Source organism: Streptomyces sp. NBC_01334 (assembly GCF_035983595.1).
GTDB classification, from domain to species: Bacteria; Actinomycetota; Actinomycetes; order Streptomycetales; family Streptomycetaceae; genus Streptomyces; species Streptomyces coriariae.
In genome coordinates this window covers 7790566-7813554 of record NZ_CP130718.1, presented here as the reverse complement: position 1 = coordinate 7813554, position 22989 = coordinate 7790566, and the positions used below count along the sequence as shown (strand labels likewise).

At 72.2% G+C, this 22989-nt stretch carries 23 protein-coding genes and 3 pseudogenes; 6 read left to right on the top strand and 20 right to left on the bottom strand.

What is annotated here, in order from left to right; all coding sequences use genetic code 11:
* Positions 1 to 177 precede the first annotated feature (177 nt).
* The 4 genes from OG736_RS34835 to OG736_RS34820 form a co-directional block, all read right to left on the bottom strand.
* A complete protein-coding gene (locus tag OG736_RS34835; protein ID WP_327185925.1) occupies positions 178 to 1239 on the bottom strand; it encodes an MBL fold metallo-hydrolase in 1062 nt (353 codons plus the stop codon).
* Positions 1236 to 2483, bottom strand: coding sequence for an aminotransferase class I/II-fold pyridoxal phosphate-dependent enzyme (locus tag OG736_RS34830; RefSeq protein ID WP_327185924.1), 1248 nt, complete (start codon positions 2481 to 2483; stop codon positions 1236 to 1238). Before OG736_RS34830 ends, OG736_RS34835 begins: the two co-directional genes overlap by 4 nt.
* 295 nt (positions 2484 to 2778) lie before the next feature.
* A complete protein-coding gene (locus OG736_RS34825) occupies positions 2779 to 3525 on the bottom strand; it encodes a hypothetical protein (RefSeq protein ID WP_327185923.1) in 747 nt (248 codons plus the stop codon).
* A gap of 154 nt (positions 3526 to 3679) precedes the next feature.
* Positions 3680 to 4474 (bottom strand): RNA polymerase sigma factor SigF, encoded by a 795-nt coding sequence (locus tag OG736_RS34820; RefSeq protein ID WP_327185922.1) that lies wholly within the window; start codon positions 4472 to 4474, stop codon positions 3680 to 3682.
* Between the two features lie 258 nt (positions 4475 to 4732).
* Between OG736_RS34820 and OG736_RS34815 the strand changes: the two genes are divergently transcribed.
* The 3 genes from OG736_RS34815 to OG736_RS34805 all read left to right on the top strand — a co-directional run bounded on the left by OG736_RS34815 (position 4733) and on the right by OG736_RS34805 (position 7607).
* Complete coding sequence (locus tag OG736_RS34815; protein WP_327185921.1) at positions 4733 to 6529, top strand: thiamine pyrophosphate-requiring protein; 1797 nt, start codon at positions 4733 to 4735, stop codon at positions 6527 to 6529.
* A 78-nt stretch (positions 6530 to 6607) separates the two neighbouring features.
* Positions 6608 to 6988 carry a DUF2795 domain-containing protein gene (locus OG736_RS34810; protein ID WP_327185920.1) on the top strand — a complete coding sequence of 127 codons (381 nt, stop codon included), beginning with the start codon at positions 6608 to 6610 and terminating at the stop codon, positions 6986 to 6988.
* Positions 6989 to 7064: 76 nt separating this feature from the next.
* The gene (locus tag OG736_RS34805; RefSeq protein ID WP_327185919.1) at positions 7065 to 7607 is read left to right on the top strand and encodes a type 1 glutamine amidotransferase domain-containing protein; all 543 of its coding nucleotides are present in this window, start codon (positions 7065 to 7067) and stop codon (positions 7605 to 7607) included.
* Positions 7608 to 7997: 390 nt separating this feature from the next.
* Here OG736_RS34805 and OG736_RS34800 read toward each other — a convergent pair.
* The 3 genes and pseudogenes from OG736_RS34800 to OG736_RS34790 form a co-directional block, all read right to left on the bottom strand.
* A pseudogene (locus OG736_RS34800) lies at positions 7998 to 8252 on the bottom strand (DUF6158 family protein); the annotation flags it as partial.
* Between the two features lie 84 nt (positions 8253 to 8336).
* On the bottom strand, positions 8337 to 9956 hold the full coding sequence (locus OG736_RS34795) for an ABC-F family ATP-binding cassette domain-containing protein (RefSeq protein WP_327185918.1): 1620 nt from the start codon (positions 9954 to 9956) through the stop codon (positions 8337 to 8339).
* 79 nt (positions 9957 to 10035) lie between these two features.
* Positions 10036 to 10695 carry a histidine phosphatase family protein gene (locus tag OG736_RS34790; RefSeq protein ID WP_327185917.1) on the bottom strand — a complete coding sequence of 220 codons (660 nt, stop codon included), beginning with the start codon at positions 10693 to 10695 and terminating at the stop codon, positions 10036 to 10038.
* A 68-nt stretch (positions 10696 to 10763) separates the two neighbouring features.
* Between OG736_RS34790 and OG736_RS34785 the strand changes: the two are divergent.
* The 3 genes and pseudogenes from OG736_RS34785 to OG736_RS34775 form a co-directional block, all read left to right on the top strand.
* Positions 10764 to 11354 (top strand): annotated as a pseudogene (locus tag OG736_RS34785) (phosphatase PAP2 family protein); the annotation flags it as partial.
* 119 nt (positions 11355 to 11473) lie between these two features.
* Positions 11474 to 12295: a class I SAM-dependent methyltransferase gene (locus OG736_RS34780; RefSeq protein WP_327185916.1), complete on the top strand. Its 822-nt coding sequence runs from the start codon at positions 11474 to 11476 to the stop codon at positions 12293 to 12295.
* Positions 12296 to 12381: 86 nt separating this feature from the next.
* Positions 12382 to 12552 carry a hypothetical protein gene (locus tag OG736_RS34775; RefSeq protein ID WP_020125589.1) on the top strand — a complete coding sequence of 57 codons (171 nt, stop codon included), beginning with the start codon at positions 12382 to 12384 and terminating at the stop codon, positions 12550 to 12552.
* Positions 12553 to 12612: 60 nt separating this feature from the next.
* On the opposite strand, the gene OG736_RS34770 is transcribed toward OG736_RS34775, so the two are convergent.
* The 13 genes and pseudogenes from OG736_RS34770 to OG736_RS34710 all read right to left on the bottom strand — a co-directional run bounded on the left by OG736_RS34770 (position 12613) and on the right by OG736_RS34710 (position 22849).
* Positions 12613 to 12912 carry a gas vesicle protein K gene (locus tag OG736_RS34770; RefSeq protein WP_327185915.1) on the bottom strand — a complete coding sequence of 100 codons (300 nt, stop codon included), beginning with the start codon at positions 12910 to 12912 and terminating at the stop codon, positions 12613 to 12615.
* Positions 12894 to 13082, bottom strand: a complete 189-nt coding sequence (locus tag OG736_RS34765; RefSeq protein ID WP_142266908.1) for a gas vesicle protein — start codon at positions 13080 to 13082, stop codon at positions 12894 to 12896. Before OG736_RS34765 ends, OG736_RS34770 begins: the two co-directional genes overlap by 19 nt.
* A complete protein-coding gene (locus OG736_RS34760) occupies positions 13079 to 13852 on the bottom strand; it encodes a GvpL/GvpF family gas vesicle protein (RefSeq protein WP_327185914.1) in 774 nt (257 codons plus the stop codon). Before OG736_RS34760 ends, OG736_RS34765 begins: the two co-directional genes overlap by 4 nt.
* 71 nt (positions 13853 to 13923) lie before the next feature.
* A pseudogene (locus OG736_RS34755) lies at positions 13924 to 14250 on the bottom strand (gas vesicle protein); the annotation flags it as partial.
* Complete coding sequence (locus OG736_RS34750) at positions 14247 to 15446, bottom strand: SRPBCC family protein (protein ID WP_327185913.1); 1200 nt, start codon at positions 15444 to 15446, stop codon at positions 14247 to 14249. The pseudogene OG736_RS34755 and the gene OG736_RS34750, both read right to left, overlap by 4 nt.
* On the bottom strand, positions 15443 to 16156 hold the full coding sequence (locus OG736_RS34745; RefSeq protein WP_327185912.1) for a DNA primase: 714 nt from the start codon (positions 16154 to 16156) through the stop codon (positions 15443 to 15445). The genes OG736_RS34750 and OG736_RS34745 overlap by 4 nt, the downstream gene beginning before the upstream one ends.
* Positions 16153 to 16416 carry a gas vesicle protein GvpG gene (locus OG736_RS34740; RefSeq protein ID WP_327185911.1) on the bottom strand — a complete coding sequence of 88 codons (264 nt, stop codon included), beginning with the start codon at positions 16414 to 16416 and terminating at the stop codon, positions 16153 to 16155. The genes OG736_RS34745 and OG736_RS34740 overlap by 4 nt, the downstream gene beginning before the upstream one ends.
* 7 nt (positions 16417 to 16423) lie before the next feature.
* Positions 16424 to 17176, bottom strand: a complete 753-nt coding sequence (locus tag OG736_RS34735; protein WP_327185909.1) for a GvpL/GvpF family gas vesicle protein — start codon at positions 17174 to 17176, stop codon at positions 16424 to 16426.
* The gene (locus tag OG736_RS34730) at positions 17173 to 17610 is read right to left on the bottom strand and encodes a gas vesicle structural protein GvpA (protein ID WP_327185907.1); all 438 of its coding nucleotides are present in this window, start codon (positions 17608 to 17610) and stop codon (positions 17173 to 17175) included. Before OG736_RS34730 ends, OG736_RS34735 begins: the two co-directional genes overlap by 4 nt.
* A gap of 58 nt (positions 17611 to 17668) precedes the next feature.
* Positions 17669 to 17953, bottom strand: coding sequence for a gas vesicle protein GvpO (locus OG736_RS34725; protein WP_079073805.1), 285 nt, complete (start codon positions 17951 to 17953; stop codon positions 17669 to 17671).
* A 291-nt stretch (positions 17954 to 18244) separates the two neighbouring features.
* Positions 18245 to 19177: a non-homologous end-joining DNA ligase gene (gene ligD / locus OG736_RS34720; RefSeq protein ID WP_327185906.1), complete on the bottom strand. Its 933-nt coding sequence runs from the start codon at positions 19175 to 19177 to the stop codon at positions 18245 to 18247.
* Positions 19174 to 21030 carry a transketolase gene (locus OG736_RS34715; protein WP_327185905.1) on the bottom strand — a complete coding sequence of 619 codons (1857 nt, stop codon included), beginning with the start codon at positions 21028 to 21030 and terminating at the stop codon, positions 19174 to 19176. The genes ligD and OG736_RS34715 overlap by 4 nt, the downstream gene beginning before the upstream one ends.
* A 4-nt stretch (positions 21031 to 21034) precedes the next feature.
* Positions 21035 to 22849, bottom strand: a complete 1815-nt coding sequence (locus OG736_RS34710) for an NAD(P)/FAD-dependent oxidoreductase (RefSeq protein WP_327185904.1) — start codon at positions 22847 to 22849, stop codon at positions 21035 to 21037.
* Positions 22850 to 22989: the final 140 nt, after the last annotated feature.

The window sequence follows — 22989 nt, the reverse complement described above, 5'->3', positions numbered from 1 at the left end:
CGCCCGTGCCGGTACGGCAGCCGCGGTGTGCCGGACCGGTCTCACACCCGTACGCCTGCCACACCGGTACACGTGCCGCTCCCGCACCCGAGGTGCTCCGGTACGCGAGCCTCTCCGGTACCCGTACTGCTCCAGTACATGCGTCACTTGAGCACCCGTACGGCTCCGGTACCCGCGTCACTCCAGTACCCGTGCGCCTCCCACCGGCAGGTCCCACAGGTCGTCCCGGTCGAGCCCCGCCTTCTCCCAGGCCGCGCGCACGCGCGTGAGGGGCTCGAGGACGGGTTCGGCGGACAGCACGAACGTGCCCCAGTGCATCGGGGCCATGCGCCGCGCCCCGAGGTCGAGGGTGGCGCGGACCGCCTCCTCCGGGTCGCAGTGGACGTCGCTGAGCCACCAGCGGGGGTCGTAGGCGCCGATGGGCAGCAGGGCGAGGTCGATGCCCGGGTAGCGCTGTCCGATCCGGGAGAACCAGTGACCGTAGCCGGTGTCACCGGCGAAGTAGACGCGGCGGCCGTCGGGGTCGGTGAGCACCCAGCCGCCCCAGAGGGAGTGACAGGTGTCGGTGAGGGACCGCTTGGACCAGTGGTGGGACGGCACGAAGTCGAAGCGCACGCCGGAGAGTTCGGCCGCCTCCCACCAGTCCAGCTCGGTGACCCGGGTGAACCGGCGGCGCAGGAACCAGCGTCCGAGCCCGGCCGGCACGAACACGGGCGTGTCGCGCGGGAGCCTGCGCAGCGTGGGGGCGTCGAGATGGTCGTAGTGGTTGTGGCTGATGACGACGGCGTCGACGCGCGGGAGCGCCTCCCAGGGGACGCCGACGGGAGTGATCCGGGCCGGGGTGCCGAGGATGCGGCGGGACCAGACCGGGTCGGTCAGGACGGTGAGGCCGCCGACGCTCACCACCCAACTGGCGTGCCCCGCCCAGGAGACGGCGACCGTGCGGGCGTCCACCCGGGGCAGCGGGGCGGGTGCGAAGGGCAGCCGGGGAATGTCGGCGAGGCCGTCCCTGCCGGGCCGCACGGAACCCTCGCGGGCGAACCGGGCGAAGGCCTTGAGGTTGGGCAGGGGTGAGGTCAGCCGGTCGTGGAAGGTCCGCGGCCACACCCGCCGCTCTCCCAGGGGGCGGGGCTCGGCGAGCGGCGGGGCGGCGGGTGCGAGCGGGGCCAGGGGGGCCGGGGCGTCGGCGTTCTCGGTGGTCACCGTGCCGGTGGTGGTCGACTCGGACTGCTGCGTCATCGAGGAGGCTCCCATCGCTGAGCGTCGTCACGGAGATCGTCGAAGACCGACCTCAAGAGCATCAACGCGCGTTGCACGTGTGGCAGTTCCAACGGTGCGGGTGACGTGAGGCATTCCGTGCGCTGCGCGTCCGTACCGTCCAGCAGCATGCCCGTGGAGAGCCGGACGCGCAGGGCACCGAGCTCGTCCCCGAAGCGGTGTCCGCCCGGCGCGGGCATCCCGAGCCGGGCGGCGAGGAAGTCCTCCAGGTCCTGTGCGTCGCCGACGCCGTGCGCGGCAAGCGCGGTGCGCAGCGGACCGAGATCGACGTACAGGTGACGGCCGGCCCGGGGCGGGAGGGCGAGGCCGCCCGCTGCGACCACGGTGGCGTGCACGGCGTCCGCCACGCGCGCGTGCAGTCGTACGGCGGCAGCGACGCGCGCGGTGACCGGCTCGGGTTCGGTCAGGGCGTACGCGGCCGCGGCGGCGACCGGAGCGGCCACGCGCGCGCCGAGCGCGGTGAGGACGTCGAGCACACGCGCGTGCAGGTCGTCGCCGACGGCCGAGGCGGGGAACCGGGCGACGGCCGCCGGCCAGCCCGTGGGCAGCAGCGCACCGGCGAGGTCGCTGACGACGGTGACCTGCTCGGGCAGCATCTCGGCGGGGCTGACCAGCACGGTGTCCTGCGGGGCGTGCAGCGTGTCGCGCCAGGTCTCGTCGCTGACCAGGTGCAGGCCCTCGCCCGCGGCGGCCTCCACCGCCTCGTGCAGCACCTCGGGCGGCGGCACGGTCCCGGTGGGGTCGTCGGCGACGGACAGCACCAGCAGCCGCGGGTCGCCGCCCTCGGCGCGCACCCGGCGCACGGTCTCCAGCAGGGCGTAGGGGTCCGGGACGCCGCCGCACTCGGCGGGTGTCGCCACATGGAAGACGGGTCTCCCCAGCAGCCGGGCGTACGGCGCCCACCAGGCCGCGCAGGGCCGGGGCACCAGGACGTCGCCGCCCAGGGCGGCCGTCAGCGCGAGCAGCAGGGCGGGGGCGCCGGGGCCGGCCACGATGCGTCCCGGCTCGGCGGGGGTCCCACGCCGCTCCCAGTAGCCGTGGGCGGCATCGAGCAGGTCGGGGCCGCCGCCGACCGGCTCGGCGTCGGCGCGGCCGGCGGCCCGGGCGAGCACCGAGACGAGTTCCGGCAGCACCGGCAGGCCGTCCAGGGGCAGTGGCGGGCCGTAGCGTACGGGCCCGTGGTCCTCCACTGCCGTCCGCCGCATGCCGTCCTCCGCGCAGTCCGTCCCCGATGCCCTGCCTGGTCCTGGTGTCCTGCCTGGTCCTGGTGCCGTGCCCGGTGCCATGCCCGTGGCGCGGTGCCGCACCCGGCTGTCGGACGTCGTCGTGGGCCGGGCGGGGCGTCGCGTCCCGTGCGGGGCCCGGCGGCCGTGCGGGGGCCGGGCGCTCGTACGGGGCCGGTCGTGCCCCTGGGCTCTGAGTACCCCGTGGGACCGCACCCCATGGCCGTCGGGCACGTTGCGCCGGTCACAGCCCGGGCCGGACCCGCCCTCCGGCGGGTCAGACGCCGCTCTCGGGGTCCCGGCGGCGCAGCCGGTGCACGGCGGCGCCGAGCGCGCCGGCGATCAGCAGGCCACCGGCGGCGAGCGCGGGGACGGAGTCGGTGAAGGCGCCGCCCTCACCGGCCTGCACACCGTGCCCGACGGTGGCGGGGGCGCAACCGGCCTCGTGGGACGCGGCGGCACGGGGCTGGGACTCGGGCGGGGCGCACGGCTCGACGGTGCGGCAGGTGTCGGTGTGCCCCGAGGAGGTGCCCTGCTCCGGCGGACACGGCCGGCCGGTGGCGCAGGACGCGGCGGACGCGGACCCGCACGGCTGTGGGACGCCACGGGCGACGTCCAGCGTCGCGCTCCACGGCTTGCCCTGTCCGCCGGGCGCCGCCGGACAGCTGCCGTCGACGGTCCAGGCGGCGTCGGGTCCGACCGCCTCCGGGCTCACCTCGAGATCGGCGGCGGGCGCGATGCGGGCGGTGCCCTGGTAGGCGGGCCCGGACTGCGCGCCGTCGGCGCCGGGGACCTTGCTCAGTTTGACAGTGCCCTCGGCGAAGGCCTGCGAGGTGGCGTCGAGGCTTTCGGGCGCGGTGGCGCCGAGGGGGCCGCAGGAGACGGACACGGTGACGCTGCCGCCCGGGGCGACGCTGCCCGGGCTGACCTCCGCCGCCGGGTCCGCGAACGCCGCCGGACCGACGGCCACCAGGACGGCGCCGGCCACGGCGAGGGTGGAGAGGAGGTGAGCGGTGCGACGCATGGGACGGTTCCTTCGGCCGACGGCTGCGGGCGGGGCGTTGCCACCCCACAGCCATCAGAGCCCGAGGACCCGCCGGCCGCGCGCGGCCGGACGCCATTGGCGGGACAACAGGCCACCAACCGGGTGACCGCCGCCCCCGCCCTGCGGGTTCCTGCTACGCCACGTCGTGCATGACCTGTTCCCGCAACCGGTTGCAGCACCGGTTGATCAGCCGCGACACATGCATCTGCGAGATGCCCAGCCGCTCCGCGATCCGACTCTGCGTCATGTCCTCGAAGAACCGCATGTACAAGATCGCCCGCTCCCGCTCGGGAAGCGCGGCGAGCCGTGTCCTGACGGCCTCCCGGTCGACGACCGTGCCCAGCGCCGGGTCCACCGCCCCCAGCACGTCACTGAGCGAGTAGCCGTCCTCGCCGCCCGACAGTTCCGCGTCCAGCGACAGCGCGGTGAAGCTCTCCAGCGCCCCCATCCCGATGCGCACGTCCTCCTCGCTGAGCTGCGCGCGCTCGGCTATCTCGGCGACGGTGGGCCGCCGCCCGGAGACGGTCTGGGCCAGTTCCTGGTCGGCGAAGCGCACCCGGTTGCGCAGTTCCTGGACGCGGCGCGGCACGTGCAGGGTCCACATGTGGTCGCGGAAGTGCCGCTTGATCTCGCCGGTGACGGTGGGGACGGCGTAGCTCTCGAAAGCGTTTCCGAGTTCGGGGTCGTAGCGGTCGACGGCCTTGACCAGGCCGAGGGCGGCGACCTGACGCAGGTCGTCGAAGGCTTCGCCGCGGCTGCGGAAACGGCCGGCGAGACGGTCGGCCATGGGCAGCCAGGCCTCGACGATCTGGGAGCGGAGCGTGTCGCGCTGGGGCCCCGGGGGCAGGGCGGCGAGCCTGCGGAAGGCGTCGGCGGTGTCGGGGGCGTCGTCGTGCGGATGGCGCTTCGCGTTCGCTCTGTTCGGCATGGGGTGTGGCAACTCCTCGGAAGTGCTCTGGGTTGGCCGGTCACCGAGGGAGCACGACAGCAGCCCGACCGGACCGCCCGGGGGCGCGAAGTCGCTGCCTCCCACGGACGTGCCTCCGGTCCGAAGCACTGTGGCGCGCCTGCCCCGGACTACCCCCGCCAAACTCCCGCCCAGGTTTTCCGGCGGCCCCAGGGGTCACACGGAACGGGACACGACCTTCACATCGTGTCCATGTCCCCTGCCCAGGAGGTCACTTCCATGAGCGTCAAGGTCTCCGACCACGTCCTTCAGCGGCTGCGGGAGTGGGGGGTGGAGCAGGTCTTCGGTTACCCCGGCGACGGCATCAACGGCCTGCTCGCCGCCTGGGGCCGGGCGGGGGACGAACCCCGTTTCGTGCAGTCGCGGCACGAGGAGATGTCCGCCTTCGAGGCGGTCGGCTACGCCAAGTTCAGCGGCCGCCTCGGGGTGTGCGTGGCGACCTCGGGGCCGGGTGCGATCCACCTGCTCAACGGCCTGTACGACGCGAAACTCGACCATGTGCCGGTCCTCGCGATCGTCGGCCAGACGCACCGCTCGGCGATGGGCGGCTCGTACCAGCAGGAGGTGGACCTGCACACGCTGTTCAAGGACGTCGCCTCGGAGTTCGTGGAGACGGTGACGGTCCCCGAGCAGTTGCCGAACGTCCTGGACCGGGCGATCCGCACGGCCTGCGCCCGCCGCTGCCCGACCGCGGTCATCATCCCCGGCGACGTGCAGGAACTGGCCTACGATGCGCCCACCCACGAGTTCAAGATGGTGCCGTCCAGTCTCGGCCTGAGCGGTGGGACGACGATCCCGTCGCAGGAGTCCCTGCGCGCGGCCGCCGACATCCTCAACTCCGGTGACAAGGTGGCGATCCTGATCGGCCAGGGCGCCGCCGGCGCCCGGAACGAGGTCGAGCGGATCGCCGAACTGCTCGGCGCCGGCGTCGCGAAGGCGCTGCTCGGCAAGGATGCGCTGAGCGACGAACTCCCCTACGTCACCGGCTCGATCGGCCTGCTCGGCACCCGGCCGTCCTACGAGCTGATGCGCGACTGCGACACCCTGCTGACGATCGGCTCGTCCTTCCCGTACACGCAGTTCCTGCCGGAGTTCGGCAAGGCGCGGGGCGTGCAGATCGACATCGATCCGCACATGATCGGGATGCGCTACCCGTACGAGGTGAACCTCGTCGGCGACGCCCGGGAGACCCTGCGCCGGCTGATCCCGATGATCAGGGGCGAGGAACGCGGCCGGGAATGGTTCGAAACCGTTTGTGACAACGTACGGCGCTGGGACGACGTGCTGGACCGGCGGGCGCGGCTGTCGGCCGACCCGATCAACCCGGAGTACGTGGCCCGCACGCTGTCCCCGCTGCTCCCGCCGGACGCGATCGTCACCTCGGACTCGGGCTCGGTGGCGAACTGGTATGCCCGCCACCTCACGATGCGCCCCGGCATGCGCGGTTCCCTCTCCGGCACGCTGGCGACGATGGGCTGCGGCGTGCCGTATGCGATCGGCGCGAAGTTCGCTCATCCGGACCGGCCGGTGATCGCGCTGGTCGGGGACGGGGCGATGCAGATGAACGGACTCGCGGAGCTGATCACGGCCGCCAAGTACCAGGACCGCTGGCCGGACCCGCGGCTGGTCGTCGCGGTGTGGAACAACCGCGACCTGAACCAGGTGACGTGGGAGATGCGCGCCATGGGCGGCGCCCCGTCGTTCCTGCCCTCGCAGGAGCTGCCGGACGTGCCGTACGCGGCGTTCGCCCGCTCCCTGGGGCTGACCGGGGTGCGGGTGGAGAGGCCGGAGGACGTGGAGCCGGGCTGGCGTACGGCCCTCGAGGCGGACGGCCCCGCGGTCGTCGAGTTCCTCACCGACCCGGCCGTGCCTCCGGTCCCGCCGCACGCCACCTGGGAGCAGATCGAGGCCACGGTCGCCTCGGCCCTCAAGGGCGACCCCGACCGGGGCTCCATGATCAAGCAGGGCTTCAGGGCGAAGGTGCAGGAGTTCCTGCCGGGGCGGCAGGAGAAGTAGCCCGGCGACCCCGTGTCGGCTCCCTGTCCTCGGGTACGCGGTGGCCACCGACACCGACGAAGACCCGGAGGGAGAGACATGCAGCGAGGCAGCGACCGGCTGAGCGTGCACCGGGACGACGAGATGAAGCACGAATTGCAGGGTCTGCTGAGGTCCGGACACCCCACGCGGGTGGAGGAGTGGCACGACCCCGAGCCGTCCGCCGAGGACGACCCCGAGATCTGGGGCGGGCCGGTGGTGCCCGGGAGCTCCCGGGCGACGCTGGAGACCGTGCGGCTGGAGCTGGCAAGGACCCTGGTACGGAGTTCCTTCCCCGCGGGCGCGAGCGCGCTGGCCGTGGGTCTGCGCCGCAAGAACGCGCCGGACGCGCTGGTGGATGCGGTCCGGCAGTTGCCGGGCAAGGACCGCTACACCAATGTCCAGGAGCTGGCCGAGGCGCTGGTCGGGAGCGGCCGGTGACGGCGCGGGACCCGGCCGACGGGAACGGGCCCACTGACGTAAGGGCCGCAAGGACACGGAAAGGACGTTGAACCTCATGCGCATCGCGTTTCTGACGGCACCCGAAGGCGTCGAGCAGGTCGAGCTCACCGACCCCTGGCAGGCGGCGGTGGACGCGGGCCACGAGCCCGTCCTGGTGTCGACCGAATCCGGCGAGATCCAGGCGTTCAACCATCTCGACAAGGCGGACACGTTCTCGGTGGACGAGGTCGTCGGTGAAGCGTCCGCGGAGTCCTTCGGCGGGCTGGTCCTGCCGGGCGGCGTCGCGAACCCCGACTTCCTGCGCACCGACGGCAAGGCCGTGGCGTTCGTCAAGGACTTCTTCGAGCAGGGCCGGCCGGTCGCCGCGATCTGCCATGCCCCGTGGACCCTCGTCGAGGCGGACGTCGTACGGGGCCGGGTCCTGACCTCATGGCCGAGCCTCGCGACGGATCTGCGCAACGCGGGCGCCACCTGGGTCGACGAGCAGGTGAAGATCTGCGACCACGGCCCCAACAAGCTCGTCACCAGCCGCAAGCCGGACGATCTGAAGGCCTTCTGCGAGGCGTTCCTGGACGTGTTCACACAGGAAGCGCGCTGACCGTTGACCGACGACCGTTAGCCGACGACCGAGTGTCTGCGGTCTGCGGTCTGCGGTCTGCGGTCTGCGGTCTGCGGTCTGCGGTCTGCGGTCTGCGGTCTGCGGGACACTGTAGACAGTCTGCGACCGACCGGATACCCACAGACATCCGGACGCCCACAGGCATCGCAGAGCACCGCACCAGAGCACCGCACCAGACGGAGGAAACCGCGAGGGACCCGAGAGACCGCAAGCGGTCGGACGGCTCCGGTGGGCTCAGGTCCCGCCGGGGCCGCTCGTCGTTCCCGGGCGTCCCGGACCCCACTTGCCGACCGGGGTGCCCGCCGGACCGCCGCCCTCCCCGGGCGCCCTGCGCCCGGCCGGAGTCCGGCGCGAGCGGACCTCGTCGACTCCGACGGCCCGTTCCCTCGCCCCGTCCCGGGTGCGGCCCGGCGAGACGAAGCGGCGCGGGTTACGGCGCAGGTACTCGCCCTCCAGCTGGGCCATGCGACCGTTGTGGGCGCGCAGGGCGTCGTTCGAGCCGTACAGCAGGGTGTCGTGGCGCGTGCGGTGGATCGTCTCCAGCTCTTTCATCAGCTGCTGGTCGTCCAGCCGGTCCGGGTCGACTCCGGTCATGGTCATGCCCCGCTCGTCGTGTTCGTCCATGCGGTTCGGGTACCCCCGGGAGCACGTCTCCGCCTCCACTGTACGAACATTCCGGCCCCCGGGCCCTCCGTGCGGGCCGGCTCCCTACCTGGCCCGCTCCACGCGCCGCTCGTCCCACACCGGCTCCGGGGTCTCCCGGACCCGGCCGTCGCTGCCGAAGACCAGGTAGCGGTCGAAGGAACGGGCGAACCAGCGGTCGTGGGTGACGGCGAGGACCGTACCGTCGAAGGCCTCCAGACCCTCCTGGAGGGCTTCGGCGGACTCCAGGTCGAGGTTGTCGGTCGGCTCGTCGAGGAGCAGGGCCGTGACGCCCTGCAGTTCCAGCAGCAGGATCTGGAAGCGGGCCTGCTGGCCGCCGGAGAGCCGGTCGAAGCTCCGTTCGGCCTGCTGGGTCAGCTCGTAGCGGCGCAGCCGGGACATGGCCGCGCCCCGGTCCTGGGAGTGTTCGCTCCACAGGATGTCCAGGAGGGTGCGGCCCAGGAGCTCGGGGTGGGCGTGGGTCTGGGCGAAGTGCCCGGGCACCACACGCGCGCCGAGCTTCCACTCCCCCGTGTGCGTCACGGTGTCGCCGGCCAGCAGCCGCAGGAAGTGCGACTTGCCCGAGCCGTTGGAGCCGAGGACGGCGACCCGCTCGCCGTAGAAGACCTCCAGGTCGAAGGGCTTCATCAGACCGGTGAGCTCCAGTCCCTTGCAGGTGACCGCCCTGACGCCGGTGCGGCCGCCCTTGAGGCGCATCGTGATGTCCTGCTCGCGGGGCGGCTCCGGCGGCGGACCGGCCTCCTCGAACTTGCGCAGTCGGGTCTGGGCGGCGGCGTAGCGGGAGGCCAACTCGTGGCTGATGGAGGCGGCCTGACGGAGGCTCAGGACCAGCTTCTTCAGCTGGGCGTGCTTCTCGTCCCAGCGGCGGCGCAGCTCCTCGAAGCGGGCGAAGCGTTCGCGGCGGGCCTCGTGGTAGGTGGCGAAACCACCGCCGTGCACCCAGGCGTCGGCGCCGGCCGGGCCGGGCTCGACGGAGACGATCTTCTCGGCGGCGCGGGAGAGGAGTTCGCGGTCGTGGGAGACGAAGAGGACCGTCTTGCGGGTCTCCTTCAGCCGTTCCTCCAGCCACCGCTTGCCGGGCACGTCGAGGTAGTTGTCCGGCTCGTCGAGCAGCAGCACCTCGTCGGTGCCGCGCAGCAGCGCCTCCAGCACGAGCCGCTTCTGCTCGCCGCCGGAGAGGGTTCGGACGAGGCGGAACTGGGCCTTGTCGTAGGGGACGCCGAGGGCGGCCGTGGTGCACATGTCCCAGAGCGTCTCGGCCTCGTACCCGCGCACCTCGGCCCAGTCGGAGAGGGCCTGCGCGTACTGGAGCTGCGCGGCCTCGTCGTCGACGGTCATGATCGCGTGCTCGGCCTTGTCGACGGCCCGCGCGACCTCACGGATGCGGGGCGAGGCCACGGACACCAGCAGGTCGCGGACGGTCGTCTCGTCCCGCACGGAGCCCACGAACTGGCGCATCACGCCGAGGCCGCCGGACACGGTGACGGTCCCGCCGTGCGGTTTCAGCTCGGCCGAGATCAGCCGCAGCAGGGTCGTCTTGCCGGCGCCGTTGGGTCCGACCAGCGCCACCACGGCCCCTTCTCCCACCCGGAAGGACACGTCGCCGAGCAACGCCCTCCCGTCGGGGAGGTAGTACTCGAGGTGCGCGGCTTCCAGGTGTCCCATGGGGACGCATTCTGCGGTCCGCCCGCGGGATGCGGCAAACCGTTATGCGCGGCGGGCCGGGGAAGCGCGCCGCCGACCGTCAGCCGCCGGCGCCCGCCACCGGCTGCCCCGCCGGGCCGCCCTCGCCTGCGGGCACGACCGTCGCGCCCGCCCAGGACAGGGCCTTCCAGCCGTCGGCCGGGGAGCCCTCGAGGACGACGGTGCCGGTGTTGGCGAGGCGGTTGACCGCGGCGAAGGGAACGTCGACGTTGTCGGCGCGGGTGGCCGCCCAGCCGCGGATCGCGGCGCCGTGGCTGACCATCGCGACGGTCCCCGCGCCGCTCGCCGCGGCCTCGGCGACCACGGCGTCGTACCGCGCCAGGAACTCGGCGCCGCTCTCCCCGCCCGGCATGCGCAGCCCGACGTCGCCCGCCGCCCAGGCGAACACCGTGCGCATGTAGATCTCGCCGTGCTCCGAGTTGCCGGACGCCATCTCCAGATCGCCCGCGGAGATCTCCCGGATGCCGTCGCGGACGAGGACGTCGAGGCCGCGGGCGGCGGCCAGCGGGGCGGCGGTGAGCTGGGTGCGCACGAGGGTGGAGGCGTAGAGGATCTCGATGTCCTCGTCGGCGAGGGCCTGCGGCAGGGCGGCGGCCTGCTGTGCGCCGAGTGCGGTGAGGCCGGGGCCGGGGACGGCGGTGTCGAGGAGGTAGTCCACGTTCGTGGGGGTCTGGCCGTGGCGGACGAGCAGCAGGCGCATGCAGTGACCCTCCGATGTCGAAAGCCGCCCCCGCACAAGAAACGGCCACTTCAGGGTACCCGCAGCGCATGATGCCCGACGTCGATCTCACCGTCCTGAAGCCCGGCCGGCACGGCCTGCGCGATCTGTTTCTCGCCCTCGACGACCAGGTGTTCGTGTTCGCCGCCGAGCGGCACTGGCCGGCCGCCGAACCGATCCTGCCGCGACTGAGCCGCAGCGCGAACCACGGCGTGCTCTGGTTCGCGACGGCGGCGGCCCTCGCCGTGTCCGGCACGCCCCGGGCCCGCCGCGCCGCCGTGCGTGGGCTGGCCTCCCTCGGCCTGGCGTCCCTCACCATCAACACCGTCGGCAAGCGCTCGGTGCGCCGGTCCCGGCCCGGGCTGGACGCGGTGCCGCTGGGGCGGCGGCTGAAGCGGCAGCCGATCACCACCTCCTTCCCGTCCGGTCACTCCGCGTCGGCGGCGGCCTTCGCGGCCGGAATCGCCCTGGAGTCGCCGGCCTGGGGCGCGGTGGTGGCGCCGGTCGCGTTCTCGGTGGCGATGTCCCGGGTGTATACCGGCGTCCACTTCCCGAGCGACGTGCTCGCGGGCGCGGCACTGGGCGTCGGCGCCGCGTTCACCGTCCGGCACGCCGCGCGCCTCCGTCGGCGGAGCCGGCCGGGCACGGAGGGCGACTGACGAGCCGTCAGCCCACATCCCAAGACAATCGGTCTCACCATTCGAGCATCGGCGTACCGTGGGGGACCCGGGGATCCGGTTCGTCGAGAAGAGGTAGAGCCATGCCGAAAGCACAGGAGACGGCCGTCTACACGCACGGACACCACGAGTCGGTGCTGCGTTCGCACACCTGGCGGACCGCCGCCAACTCCGCGGCCTACCTGCTCGGTTCGCTGAAGCCCCACATGAAGATCCTGGACATCGGCTGCGGCCCCGGCACCATCACCGCCGACCTGGCCGCCCTGGTCCCCGACGGGCACGTCACCGGCGTCGACCATGCGCCGGGGATCCTGGAGCAGGCGCGGGCCACGGCCGCCGAGCGGGGTCTGGCCAACACCGATTTCGCGGTCGCCGACGTGCACTCCCTGGCCTACCCGGACGACACCTTCTGCGTCGTCCACGCCCACCAGGTGCTCCAGCACGTGGGCGACCCCGTGCAGGCGCTGCGCGAGATGCTGCGGGTGACGAAGCCGGGCGGCTACGTCGCCGTCCGCGACTCGGACTACGCGGCGATGACCTGGTACCCCGCCTCGTCCGGGATGGACGACTGGCTGGACCTGTACCGCCGGGTGGCCCGGGCCAACGGCGGCGAACCGGACGCCGGGCGCCGGCTGAAGTCCTGGGCGCTGACCGCGGGATTCACCGACATCACGGCCACCTCCGCCACCTGGACCTTCAGCACCGCCGAGGAACGGGCCTGGTGGAGCGGCCTGTGGGCCGACCGCACCGTGGCTTCGGCGTACGCCGAGCGCGCCACCCGGGGCGGCCACGCCACGGCGGACGAACTGCACGCCGTGTCGGAGGCCTGGCGGGAGTGGGGACGGCGGGAGGACGGCTGGTTCAGCGTCCTGCACGCGGAGATCCTGTGCCGAAAGTCCGGCTGATCCGCGGACGAATCGCGGACCATCAGCAAATGAAGCGCGAATGATTCCTGCAATCCGGGAAACACGCATTGCAGGAGGTTGACACTATGGTTCCCGTTCTGCTGGTTCTGCTGCTGGTGCTGATTCTTTTCGGCGCCGGATTCGCGGTGAAGTTGCTCTGGTGGATCGCACTCGCGGTCCTCGTCCTCTGGCTGATCGGCTTCCTGGCTCGCGGAACCACTTCCGCGGGAGGCAGGGGTCGCTGGTACAGGTGGTGAACCGAGGCGCCGAAGCAATAAGGCAATAAAGCAACACCCGCTTCCCCGGGCGTGAGCGACTCACTCCCGGGGAAGCAGCGGTCCCAGCGGCCCGAGGTCCAGATTGAGGTCCTCGGGCCGCAGTCCGTAGCGTTCGCGCAGCTCGGTCATGCGGTCGTCGAGCAGCATCAGGGTGAGCCCGATCCGCTCCTCCTGCTCCTCGTTCAGGTCGCCCGTGTCGAAGCGGCGCAGCGCCTGCCGTTCCATCAGCTGGCGCAGCAGCTCCACGACGGTCAGCACGAGTTTCACCAGATCGCGCTCGACGGTGTCGGGCTCGAGGTCGAGATGGTTGCGGCGTTCGGTCACGGCGAATCCCCCCATGGCGACGGTACCTGCTCATTGACGGAGCTGATCAGCGCGTTGAGGTCGATGCGGACGAGGTCGACGTCCGCGATGCGCAGCGTGATGTCCCCGGTGATGACGACCCCGCCGGCCAGCAGCCGGTCGAGCAGGTCGACGAGGGCGACCTCACGGCGCTCCACCACGGTCATGAGCCCTCCCCCGGCTCACCGGCGGACTCCACGAAGGAATAGGCCGCCCATGGCCCCGTGAGTTCGACACGCATTCCGGATTCCTCCCCCTTGGTGCGGTCCACCATTTCCACGAATTCCTCGGACTCCGCGCGCGGAACGAGATAGGCGGCGTTCAGCACATTCTGTCCGGACGCCTTGGAAAGGGCGGAGTTCTGCGGCGGGTGGAGGCGGGCGTCCTCGGCGTGCGCGGACAACGTCTCGTGGAGATTTCCGGCGAACCGTTCGGCACGCTGCCAGGTGTCGTCGTGGGCCCGGGCCTTCGAGCGCCGCTGCATCAGGTAGTCCCGGCCCGAAGCCGGCTTCGTCACGGCTTGCTCGGCCTCCTGCGCCTCGGGCTCGACGTAGACCTTCACCCCCCACTCGACCCGCCCCGCGAGCCGGTCCAGGACGCGCCGGAAGTCCTCCTCGCGCTCCTCCATCATCACGCGGACCCCGCTGTCGTCCCGGAACACCGTGGCGAGCCGGAGCGGCAGCGGGGTGGTGACGGCCGTGAGGGAGTCGATCACCTGCTGATGGGCGCGGGCGGTCTCCGTCAGCCAGTCCAGGTCCTCCAGGCGGCGGCGGAGCGGCTCCTCGGCGAAGTCCCGCTCCGGCACATGGCTGACCACGGCGATCAGGCCGCGGTGGGTGAGCAGTCGGGGCGGATCGCCCGCCACCCCCGGCAGGTCGGCCTGGAGGGGCGCGCCGAGGGGGTGGCAGACGGCGTACACGTACCGCAGTCCGGTCATGGTGACTCCTCTCGGACGTCCTTGGGGGCGCGGCTCTCACTCGGGGTCCGGCCCTTCTTCAGTGCGCGGCTCTCCTCCGGGGCGCGGCCCAGTTCCAGTTCCTCCAGCCGCGCCAGCCGCTCTCGCAACTCGGCGTTCTCACGCGCCAGTTCGTTGCGGCGGGCGCCGGAGGAAAGGGCCGGGTCGTCCTCCCACCAGTCGATGCCCATCTCCTTGGCCTTGTCGACGGAGGCGACGATGAGGCGGAGCTTGATGGTGAGCAGTTCGATGTCGAGCAGGTTGATCCGGATGTCGCCGGCGATGACGATGCCCTTGTCGAGGACGCGTTCCAGGATGTCCGCGAGGTTGGCTCCGCCGCCCTGGCCGTACGGCTCCGGCATCCGGCTCGGCATGCTCATCGTCGGGCCCTGGCCTTCTCACGGGTGTCCTCGGCCCGGGGCTCCTCCTCGGGCTCCTCCTCGGGCTCCTCCTCGTCGTACTCCTCGTACTCGTCCTCGGCGGCCTCCGGCTCGCCCTCCTCGGCTTCGTCCTCCTCCTCGTACTCGCCCTCGGGCTCGGCTTCCTCGTCCTCGACTTCCTCGTCCTCGGCGTACGGGCCCTCGTCCTCGTACTCCTCATCGTCCTCCGGGGCGGTGTCCTCGGCATCCCGCGCCTCGGCACCCTCCTCGGGCTCGCCGTTCTCCTCGTTCTCCTCGTTCTCCTCCTCCTCCTGGGCGACCGCGTCCTCGTGGGAGGTGACGACCTCGCCGTCGCGGATCTCACCGCGCCAGCTGTCCTCCGCCTCCCCCTTGATGGTGATGAAGCGGGCGAAGTTCTTCAGGTCGAGGCGGGCGCGGCGGCCCTGGGCGCGCCAGATGTTGCCGGTCTTCTCGAACAGACCCGTCGGGTAGTACTCGATGATCAGCAGGATCCGGGTGAGGTTCTCGCCGAGCTCGTGGAAGGAGACGACGCCCTTCGTCGTGCCCTTGGCGCCCTCCGACGTCCAGGCGATCCGGTCGTCCGGCACCTGTTCGGTGGTCTTCGCCTTCCAGCTGCGGTTGGACCAGAAGACCTTCGCCTGCCAGTCGCTGGTGGTGTCGTCGGCGCGGTTCGCGCTCTTGACGCCCTTGGCGAAAGTGCTGAAATCCTGGTACTGCGTCCACTGGTCGTAGGCGGTGCGCAGCGGCACGCCGACGTCGATCGTCTCCATGATCACGGTCGGCTTCTTGCCCGCGCTCTTCTTGCCCTTGCCGCCCTTGCCACCGAGGTTCTTGAACGCGCTGGTCACCTTGTCCTTGGCCCGCGAGGCACCGAGCTCCAGCGCGGTGCGCAGCGGTCCCTTGCCCTCGGCGACCTTGCGACCGCCTTCGAGGGCGAGTTTGGCGAAGCCCGGGCTGTTGCCCTCGGCGATGTCGTTCAGTTTGGCCGTGGTGTCCCCGAGCTTGTGGCCGACACCGGCCAGCAGGCGCGTGGCCTGCGCGGCGAAGTACTCCTGCACTTCTTCCTTGAGCCGGTCGGCGGCCTCGCTGTGAGCCAGTCCGGAGAGCGGGTTGCCGCCCGCCTCCTTGCCTGCCGCGGAGGTCGCGGACTTGGCGGATCCGAGGGTCTCGGTCATCGGTCACCGCCTCCCTTCGGCCGCCGGGCCCGGGAACCGGTACCCGAGGCGGTCTTCGCTGCGGTGCTCGTGCCCGTCCTGCGGGCCGACGCGGTCTTCTTCGCGGCCGGCGTGCGGGCCGCGGCCTTCTTGGCGGGCGCCTTCTTGGCAGGGGTCTTCTTCGCGGGGGCCTTCTTCGCGGGCGCCTTCTTGGCCGTCTTCTTCGCCGGTGCCTTCTTCGCCGCCGTCTTCCTGGGCTGTTCCTCTTCTTCCTCTTCTTCCTCTTCTTCCTCGTCCTCGTCCTCCGCGGCGGCGTCCTGAGGCTCCTCGTCCTCCTCGGCGTCCTGCGGCTCCTCCTCGTACTCCTCGTCCGCCTCGTCCTCGGCCTCGTCGTCCGCGTCCTCACCCGGCACGACGCCCTCGAGCTGGTCGCGCACCTCGGCGGTGCGGCCGTGCAGCCGGTCCGCGAGCGCGTCGATCTGCCGCTCGACCATGGCGCCGGAGGCGGCCTTGCCGACCCCGCGCAGGTCCTGGCGCAGCTGGTCCCCGATCTCCTTGAACTGCGGGTTGTTCTGCAGTTGCTGGGAGACCAGGTCCGCGATGCCCTTGGGGGTCAGGTTCAGCCGCTTCCCGGCCACCAAGGAGCCGACGGCGAAGGCCAGTTTCAGTTTCTTGGTACGTCCGAGGAGATACCCGGCCCCGACCGCGAGGCCCAATGCCGTTCGGTTCATCCTGTCCACCCGTCGTCCGTCCCCGCGCTTCTGCGCGTCGCGCTCTCCAGTCGGTCGAGGAGCTCGTCCTCCTGCTCGTCGAACTCCTCCTCCGTGATCTCGCCGGCGTCCAACCGCTCTTCCAGACGCCCCAGTTCGGCCCGGACCGTGGCGGGGTCGTAGTAGATCCGCTCGGCCTCCTTGACCACCTGTTCGATCACCCAGCCGCTGCCGCGCACCGGGGCGAACGGCAACAGCAGCACCTCCGAGATGAGTCCCATGGCGCACCTACTCCGAGCTGGTGCCCGCCGGTTCGGCCGGGCCGGGTTCGACGAAGCTGTACGGCGGCAGCGGCCCGTTGACACGCAGTTCGAGGTGCGGACGGCCCTTGCGGAGCTCCTCCGCGGCCTCCAGGAACCGGGCCGCCGAGTCGCGGTCCACCAGGAACGAGACGTTGAGCAGCCAGCCGGTGGACTCGGGGCCCACACTGGTGGCCGCGGCCAGCGGCTCGAGGTTCTGCTGCACGTCGGCCGCGTCCTCGGCCTCCTTGGCCTTCACCGCGGCGGCCACCATCTCGCCGAGCTGCAGTTTCTGCTCGTAACTGCCGCCGCCCGCCTGCCGGTTGGCCTCCGCGAGGCCCCGCAGTTCAGGACTCTCGGCCATCACTTGGTGCAGGACGGCCTCCTCGACGTGCGAGGCCTTGATGTTGTACTCGACCCTGCCCTCGAGGGCCCGCAGGCGCTCCTCGTAGTGCTCGGTGCGCTCGGCGAGGACCCCGGTGACGGAGCTGTCGTCGGGGGCGACGCTGCCGAACCGCATGGGCAGCACGCAGCCCTCGGCGCCCGCCTCGGCGAGCACGGTCTGGTGGGCGAGCAGCTCCCTGCGTTTGGGCCGCAGCCCCTCGGGGGCGTCGCTCACGACCGCCGCCAGCGCGCCCTCCTTCAGGACGCGCACCGGCAGGGCCGGCTCGCCGACACCGGCCAGGCCGTCCGGAAGGTCGGGGTGCGAGCTCGCGACGATGCCGTACACGTAGGTGCTCACTCCTGCTCCTCCTTCCTGCGCGCGGTCGTGCTCTTGCGGGCTCGCGGCCTGGAGGCCCGCTCCTCCTGCTCGGAGCCCTCGTCACGGGCCTGCTTGAAGGCGCCGGAGATGGTCTCCGCGGCGCCGGACAGGGCGCCCTTGGACTTGCCGCGCGCGCCGGACTCGGTGATCTCGCCGACCAGGTCGGGCAGGCCCGGGCTCTTGCGCGGCCCCGCCTCCAGGTCCAGCCGGTTGCACGCCTCGGCGAAGCGCAGGTAGGTGTCGACGCTGGCCACCACGACCCGTACGTCGATCTTGAGGATCTCGATACCGACCAGGGAGACCCGTATGAACGCGTCGATGACGAGACCCCTGTCGAGGACGAGCTCCAGCACGTCGTAGAGGCCGCTTGAGCCGCCTCCACCGCCGGACTGCTGGGCCGGAACAACGGTCATGTCGACCGCGCCTCCTTGTCTGGGATTGGATGATCGGGAACGACTGCGGGCCGGCGGCCTAGCGGCCGCCCGGCCGATGTGCGTCGGAGCGTCCGCGCTCGTAGCGGCGAACGCGCCGGTAGCCGGTGAGCTGGCCACCGGGATCGAGCTCGACCTGGTAGCTCGCCATCAGGCTCATCGTGTCGGGCACGCGGGACAGCTCCAGGACCTCGACCTCCAGGGACCAGCCGTCTTCCGTCTGCTCGAAGGACGAGACGCTCTCGGCGGTCATCCCCGTCAGCTCCGTGAGCTGGGCGCGCGCCTCGCGCAGCACCTCCATGGGGCTCGGCCGGTCGTCCGCCACGTCGTCCTTGCCTTTCTCGCTCGTCGGAGTTCGCGAACTCTGCGGACTCTGCGAACGTGGTGATCTCTGCGGTCTCTTCGGTCTCTGAGCCGGTCGCGGTGAACCCTGTGAAGCGCGCGAGGTCCCTGAGGTCTCCGCACTCCGTGAGGTTCCTGAACTTTGCGAATCGTGTGATGCAGGTGATTCGTGCTTGTTATGTGCATTACGTGACGTGTGTGACTGTGCTGAGCTTTTTGTGTTCACCATGGCCACCTCTTCTTCCGGGTGGCCCAAAGGCTCTTGGCCAAACCTTCACGCCGCACGGAGTGCGTCGAGCCGGCGCCGGGCCGGGCCCAGGGCGCGCCCGCGGCCCGTCAGCGCCGACCAGGGACGGGCGTGGGCCTGCTCGGCGGCGTCGGCGATGGTCCAGCGGCGCGGGCCGAGCTCCGGATCGTGCAGCTGCTCCCAGGTGAGGGGCGTCGCGACGGGCGCCCCGGGCAGCGCGCGCACCGTGAAGGGGGCGACGGCGGTCTGCGCGTAACCGTTGCGCTGCACGTCCAGGTAGAGCCGGTCGCCGCGGTCCTTCTTGCGGGCGGCCGTGGTCAGCCGGTCGGGGTGCTCGGCGACGAGCAGTTCGGCGGCGTCCCGGGCGAAGCCGCGCACCGTGTCGAAGTCGTCGTGCCCGTCGACCGGGACGACGACGTGCAGACCGCGCGAGCCGGTCGTCATCAGGGCCGACGGCAGCCGCAGCTGGTCGAGGAGCTCGCCGAGCCACTCGGCGGCCTCCCGGACGGCGGCGAAGCCGGAGCCGTCGGCCGGGTCGAGGTCGAAGACCATCAGGTCCGGACGGTCGACCCGGCCGACCCGGGACAGCCAGCGGTGCAGGGTGACGCACGCCTGGTCGGCGAGGTAGGCGAGGGTGGCGGACTCGTCGCAGACGGTGTGACGGACCGTGCCGTCCTCCTTGGCCACCTCGGCGCGCGGGATCCACTCCGGGTAGTGCTCGGGGGTGTTCTTCTGCATGAAGCGAGGCCCGTCGATCCCGTCCGGGTGCCGTTCCAGCATCAGCGGACGGCCCCGCAGCTGCGGAACCATGAACGCGGCGACCGACCGGTAGTACGCGACCAGGTCGCCCTTCGTGTACTGCTTCGCCTGCGCGCCGCCCGGGAAGAGCACCTTGTCCGGCCGGTGGACCTCGACGCTGCGGCGGCCCACCCGGACCTTCCGCACGGCGTCACCGCTCACGGCGCGATCGCCTGCTCCACCAGCAGCCGGGCGGACGCGGCGATCGACTCGGCGTCGATGCCCGCGGCGTGCAGCTGCTCGGCCGGGCTCGCCGAGCCGGGCATCGTCCGGACGGCGAGCCGCACCAGCCGGGGCACCGGCCGCCCGTCGAGGAAGGCGTCGAGGACCGCGTCCCCGAGGCCGCCCTGCTCGTGGTGGTCCTCCACGCTCAGCAGCAGGCCGGTCTCCTCGGCCGCCCGGCGCAGCGTGGCCCGGTCGACGGGCTTGACCGAGTACAGGTCGATCACCCGGGCCGCGATGCCCTCGCCGTCGAGCGCCTCGGCGGCCTTCAGCGCCTCGTGCACGGTGACGCCGGCCGCGACGATCGTCAGCCGGTCCCGGTCGGAGAAACGCAGCACCTTGCTGCCGCCGACGGGAAACTCCTCGTCCGGCCCGTAGAGGACCGGGTCGGCGCCGCGTGAGGTGCGCAGATAGCGGACACCGTCCAGACCGGCCATGGCGGCGACGAGCCGGGCGGTCTGGTGCGGGTCGCACGGGTACAGCACGGTCGAGCCGTGCACGGCCCGGAACATCGCCAGGTCCTCGAGACCCATCTGCGAGGGCCCGTCCTGTCCGATGGCGACCCCTGCGTGCGAGCCGACGAGGTTGATGCCGGCCCCGCTGACCGCGGCCATCCGGACGAAGTCGTGGGCCCGGGTCAGGAAGGCCGCGAACGTCGAGGCGTACGGCACCCAGCCGCGTGTCGCGAGGCCGACCGCGGCGGCGACGAGCTGCTGTTCGGCGATGTAGCACTCGAAGAACCGGTCGGGGTACTCCTTGGCGAAGGCCTCGGCGCGGGTGGAGTCGCTCACCTCGCCGTCGAGGGCGACGATGTCCTCGCGGGCGGCGCCGAGAGCGGCGAGGGCCTTGCCGTAGGCGTCGCGGGTCGCCACGCCCTTCTCGCGGTCCTCCCCCTCCCAGCTGGGCAGCACGAGGGGCCCGGTCGGGACGGAGTGCAGCATGCGGGCGTCGGCCGGCTCGTGCACGTCGACCCGCAGGTCACGGATGCCGCCCAGTTCCTCGATCGCCTCGTCGGCGTCGGGCAGCGGCTTGCCGTGCAGGCCCTCGCGGTCCTCTACGGAGCTCACGCCCTTGCCCTTGAGGGTGCGGGCGAGGATCGCGGTGGGCTGCCCCAGGGTGGAGGCCGCCTCGCCGTAGGCGCGGTCGACGGCGTCCACGTCGTGTCCGTCGATCTCGATCGTGTGCCAGCCGAAGGCCTGGAAGCGGCGGGCGTAGGCGCCGAGGTCGTGGCCGTGCCGGGTGGGTCCGCGCTGGCCGAGCCGGTTGACGTCGACGATCACCGTGAGGTTGTCGAGGTGTTCGTGACCCGCGTGCTCGGCCGCCTCCCAGACCGAGCCCTCGGCGAGCTCGCTGTCCCCGCACACCACCCACACGCGGTAGCCGATGCGGTCCAGCCGCTTCCCGGCCAGCGCGATGCCGACGCCCACCGGAAGCCCCTGGCCGAGCGAGCCGGTGGCCGTCTCGACCCACGGCAGCCGTTGCGGGGTGGGGTGTCCCTCGAGCCGGCTGCCGAGTGCGCGGAAGGTCAGCAGCTCCTCGTCGTCGATGGCCCCGGCGGCCTTGTAGGCCGAGTACAGCAGGGGGGAGGCATGGCCCTTCGAGAGGACGAAGCGGTCGTTGCCCGGGTGCGCCGGGCGGTCGAAGTCGTAGCGGAAGTGGTTCGCGAACAGTACGGCCATCAGATCCGCGGCCGACATCGAGGACGTCGGATGCCCGGACCCCGCGGCGGCGGAGGCACGCACACTGTCGACCCGCAACTGCTGTCCGAGTTCGATGAGTTCGGCGGTGTCCATCTGGCTACCGGTCCCCTTTCGCGTCGCGGGCGTCACCGCGCTCGACGGGGCCGGGGGCGGGCTCGTCCTCGGCGGTCCCGTCCTTCCGTGCGGTCGCAGGCCCGGAGCTGTGCCTCCCCACCTCGGGCGTCGGCGAGTCGATCGACTGGGAGCCCTCCTCCGGCGACGACTGCCCCACACGGGACCCCTCCTCACCGCCCGAATGCCGTCCCACCTCGGGTGTCGGCGAGGTGATCGACTGGGAGCCGTCCTCCGGGGAGGGGTGATGCTCGCCGGCCCCGTCGGTCGCCTTGTCCCCGTCCTTCACGTCCTTCACGTCCTTCACGTCGTTCACGTCGTTCACGTCCTTCACGTCGATCCCCTCATTCCTGTCGTCCGTGTTCTCGCCGTACGCGTTCGTGCCGTACGCGTTCCGGTCGTCCGTACCGTCCGCGTCGTTCCCGGCGTTCACGTCCTCCTCGGTGGCCGCGCCGGGGCCGGAGGCCGCAGGCTCGTGCCGGTGGTCCCCGGGTACCCGCGCCAGTTCCGGCGACGCGGTGTCCAGCGGTACCGACCAGGACCGGACCAGGCCCAACTGGACGTCCTGCCGCGGGAGCACGGCGTCCAGCAGCCAGTCGGCGGCCACGCGCACCCGATTGCCGGGCATGGCGGCGAGGTGGTAACCACGGGCGACGGCGCCGGCCGCGGGGCCGGACAGGTGGACGCCGAGCGGATTGGCGGCGGCCTGCACCCCGCCCAGGTCCACGACGAATCCCATGTCCCTGTGCCGGTAGGGCCGCAGACCGGCCGCGCCGCCGCCCTCGACGAGAGAGGCGGCGACGTTCCGCCCGGCCACCTTGCCCTGCCGCCAGGCGTGCTGCGCGGTCATCGGGGTGTACTCCCCGGGCCGCTCCAGATCGGGTACCGCGGCCGCGTCACCGCACGCGAACACCTCGGGCCTGCCCGGCACCTGAAGCGTCGGCTCGACGAGCAACCGCCCGCGCTCCATGGGCAGCCCGAGCGACTCCGCGAGGGGATCGGGCCGTACGCCCACGCACCACGCCAGGGTGCGGGTGTCGACGAACTCGCCGTCGGTCAGCAGGACTCCGTCGCGGGTGGCCTCCTTGACGGAGGTCCCCGTGCGCACCTCGACGCCCCGCGCGCGCAGCACCCGGTCGGCGGTGCGGGAGAGCCGTTCGTCCAGCTCGGGCAGTACGCGCGACGCGAGGTCGAGCAGCAGCCAGCGCGGCCGGATGCCTCGCCGCAGGGGGTGGGCGCGGACCAGGGCGTCGGTGAACAGCTGTCCCTGCGCGGCGACTTCGGTACCGGTGTAACCCGCGCCGACCACGACGAACGTACAACGCGCCGCGCACTCCTCGGCGTTCATGCCGGAGGACGCCAGCTCCACCTGCCGGGTGAGGTGATCGCGCAGGTAGAGGGCTTCGGGCAGGCCGCGGAACCCGTGCGCGTGCTCGGCGACCCCGGGGACGGGCAGCAGCTTGTTGACGCTGCCGGCGGCCAGCACGAGCCGGTCGTAGCCGAGCGTGCCCTGGTCCCCTTCGGGGTTCGTGTAGTGGACGGTGCGCGCGTCGAGGTCGACGTGCTCGGCCTCGCCGAGCACCGGCCGCACCTCGCGCAGGGTCCCCGACAGGGAGACGGTGACCCGGCGCGGCTCGAGGATGCCGGCCGCCACCTGGGGCAGCAGGGGCAGGTACAGGAAGTAGTCGGTCGGGTTGAGCAGAGTGATGTCGGCCCGGCCCTTGGCCGCCCGCGCCAGGGTCCGGGCCGTCCGGTACCCGGCGAAGCCGGCTCCGACGATCACGATGCGGGGACGCCTCACGGTGGGCCTCCGAAGGAGTTCGGACGGTTGTCGTACGAAGGTTTCCGCGTCCCCCTGGCAGGAGTCGCCAAACGTTCTCCGGTGTCCCCTCCGGGCGCCCGGTGTCCGGAGCGCGACGGCCCCGGAGGAACCGGGGTGCG